Consider the following 2,969-nt stretch of genomic DNA (forward strand, 5'->3'; position numbering starts at 1 on the left):
CGCCGGTATGCCATCGGGGTCACCCCGATGGCCGCGTGCAGATGCTCGCGCAGCGAGGTCCCGGTGGCGAAGCCGACCTGTGCGGCGAGGTCGTCCACGGCGAGGTCGGTGGTCTCCAGCAGGTGCCGCGCGCGGGCGATGCGCTGCTGGATGAGCCAGCGCCCCGGACTCGTACCGACCTCCTCGTTGAACCGGCGCGCGAAGGTGCGCAGGCTCATCCGGGCGTGCCCGGCCAGCTCGGCCAGCGACAACGGCTCGTGCAGGCGCTCCAGCGCCCACTGACGGGTGGCCGAGGTGCCGTTGGCCGGCTCCTCGGGCACCGGGTGCTGGATGTACTGCGCCTGCCCGCCGTCGCGCCACGGCGGTACGACGCAGGCGCGGGCCACGTCGTTGGCGACGGCCGCGCCGTGGTCCTGGCGCACGACGTGCAGGCACACGTCGACCCCCGAGGCGGCGCCCGCCGAGGTGAGGAGGTCGCCGTCGTCCACGAACAGCACGTCCGGGTCGAGGTGCACCGCCGGGAACCACGCGCGGAAGGTGTCCGCGAGAGCCCAGTGGGTCGTGGCGCGGCGGCCGTCGAGCCGTCCGGCGGCGGCCAGGACGAAGGCGCCGGTGCAGATGGAGACGATCCGGGTGCCGGGCGGTACGGCCGCGAGCGCCGCCTCCAGTTTCGGCGGCAGGCCGCGGCGGACCAGGGAGATGTCGAACGGCGGGAGCACGACGGTGTCCGCCGTCGCCAGCACCTCGGGACCGTGCCCGACGGCGACCGAGAAGTCGGCGCTGGTGGCGACCGGCCCGCCGTCGGCCGAGCAGGTCAGCACCTCGTAGCGGCTCGGGAGGGTGCCGAAGACCCGGTTGGGGATGCCCAGCTCGAAGGGGTAGACCCCGTCCAGGGCGAGGACGACGACGCGATGCGGAGTGGTCATGGCATGATCCCGTTGAAAGATGGCATTCATGCCATGGTACGGCCGCCCGGTTCGGGCGAGGCTGGACGCATGACGAACCACCCCACCATGCACGCCATCAGCCAGGACGAGTACGGCACCCCCGACGTCCTCAAGCAGACCGAACTGCCCCGACCCAAGCCGGGCCTGAGCGAGATCCTGGTCTCGGTCCGCGCCTCCGGACTCAACCCGACCGACTGGAAGCACCGCACCGGGGGCATGTTCCTCGGCCGGCTCCCGCTCGTCCTCGGCTGGGACGTCTCCGGCGTCGTCGAGGAGGTCGGCTACGGCGTGACCCTCTTCAAGCCCGGCGACGAGGTCTTCGGCATGCTGCCCTACCCGTACGGCGTCGGCGCCCACGCGGAGTACGTGAAGGGCCCGGCCCGCGCCTTCGCCCACAAGCCGGACTCGATCGACCACGTCCAGGCGGGCGCCCTGCCGCTGGCCGCGCTCACGGCGTACCAGGCGCTGGTGGACACGGCGCGAGTCCGGCCCGGTCAGCGGGTGTTGGTGCACGCCGCCGCCGGAGGCGTCGGCCACCTCGCGGTGCAGATCGCCAAGTCCCTGGGGGCGTACGTGATCGGGACCGCGAGCGAGCCCAAGCACGAGTTCCTGCGGTCGCTCGGCGCGGACGAGGTGATCGACTACCGGTCCGTCGACTTCCGGGACGTCGTGGCGGACGTGGACGTGGTGCTCGACACCATCTCCGGTGAGACGCGGGTGCGTTCGCTGGAGGTGCTGCGGCCCGGGGGCGTGCTGGTGTCGCTGCTGCCCGGTACCGACCCGGAGGAGCCGGCCAAGGCGGAGGCCCGGGGGGTGCGGGTCGAGACGCTGCTCGTGGAGGCGGATCACGCGGGCATGAAGGCGGTCGCCGAGCTGGCTTCCTCCGGTGCGCTGCGCGCGCATGTCGAGGAGGTGTTTCCGCTCGCGGAGGCGGCCAAGGCACACGCGGTGGGGGAGACGGGACGGGTCGCGGGGAAGCTGGTATTGACCGTCGGGTCCTGAGGCGGTATGCGGCTTCCTTTACTCCGCTATGTCGTTGAGCGGAAAACAAAGTGCGAGCCGCACGGGGTAATGTGCCGGAGGCCGACGACAGCCGGTGGCGGGAATCCTGATTCCTTGTCAAGCGACGGCAGTTGCGTGATCATGTGGCAATGAGGATTCTCGTCATTGGCGGCTCGGTGTTCCTGGGACAAGCCTTTGCGCAGGAAGCAATCGGCCGCGGCCATACCTTAACCGTCTTCAACCGTGGAAAGTCCGGACCGGACATCCAGGGAGCGGAGAACCTCCGTGGCGACCGGGAGAATTCCGCCGATCTGGAAGCGCTGGCCGCGGCGGGCCCCTGGGACGCGGTCATCGACACCAGTGGTTTCCATCCCCGCACCGTCGGGCAATCCGCTCGCGCGCTGAGCGCTCACGCGGAAACGTACCTCTTCGTTTCGTCCTTCCACGCTTACTCCGACTGGCCCGGCGGGCCCGTCAGCGAGGATTCGGCGCGCCACGCCTGTCCGCCGGACGCGGCCGTGGACGACGTGCCGGGCAACGCCCTGAAGGCAGGGTGCGAGCGGGCCGTCGAGAAGTACTTCGAGGGGGATGTCCTCATCCTGAACCCCGGTCTGATCGTGGGCCCGCGCGAGACCCCCGGCCGGCTGCTCTGGTGGCTGGAGCGCATGGCCCGCGGCGGTGAGGTCCTCGCGCCAGGGGCGCCCGGCCAGAAGATCCAGCTCATCGACGCCCGGGACATCGCGGTGTTCGCGCTCAACCTGCTGGAGGAAGGTGCCGCCGGGCACTACCTGGTCAGCGGACCCAAGGACACGACGACCCTCGGGGAACTGCTGGACCTGTGCGCCCGGGCCACCGAGGCCGGAGCCCGGCCGGTCTGGATCGACGAGGAGTTCCTCGCCGGGCACGAGGTGGGTGCCTGGACCGAGCTGCCGTTCTGGGCCACGGAACAGCCCGCCATGGCCGGTGCCTGGGCCGCTTCCCCCGACCGGGCCGTCGCCGCCGGGCTGCGCTGCCGCCCGC

General features: G+C 71.5%; 3 protein-coding genes. 2 read left to right on the plus strand and 1 reads right to left on the minus strand.

Annotated elements, in window-relative coordinates; translation table 11 throughout:
- On the minus strand, positions 1–926 hold a 926-nt coding region (locus tag CCN33_RS28945), incomplete at its 3' end, for a GlxA family transcriptional regulator (protein ID WP_086696337.1).
- A gap of 87 nt (positions 927–1,013) precedes the next feature.
- Here CCN33_RS28945 and CCN33_RS28950 point away from each other — a divergent pair.
- Together CCN33_RS28950 and CCN33_RS31725 are read left to right on the plus strand one after the other, a co-directional pair.
- On the plus strand, positions 1,014–1,949 hold the full coding sequence (locus tag CCN33_RS28950) for an NADP-dependent oxidoreductase (RefSeq protein ID WP_208621948.1): 936 nt from the start codon (positions 1,014–1,016) through the stop codon (positions 1,947–1,949).
- 149 nt (positions 1,950–2,098) lie between these two features.
- The coding region (locus CCN33_RS31725) for an NAD-dependent epimerase/dehydratase family protein (RefSeq protein ID WP_140394733.1) at positions 2,099–2,969 on the plus strand (871 nt) is incomplete at its 3' end.

It is taken from the genome of Streptomyces recifensis, assembly GCF_002154615.1.
GTDB lineage: Bacteria > Actinomycetota > Actinomycetes > Streptomycetales > Streptomycetaceae > Streptomyces > Streptomyces griseoluteus.

What these genes read in the sequence shown, in the direction of transcription:
- CCN33_RS28950 (WP_208621948.1), top strand. Translation starts at nt 1,014, where the DNA reads ATGCACGCCATCAGCCAGGACGAGTACGGCACCCCCGACGTCCTCAAG.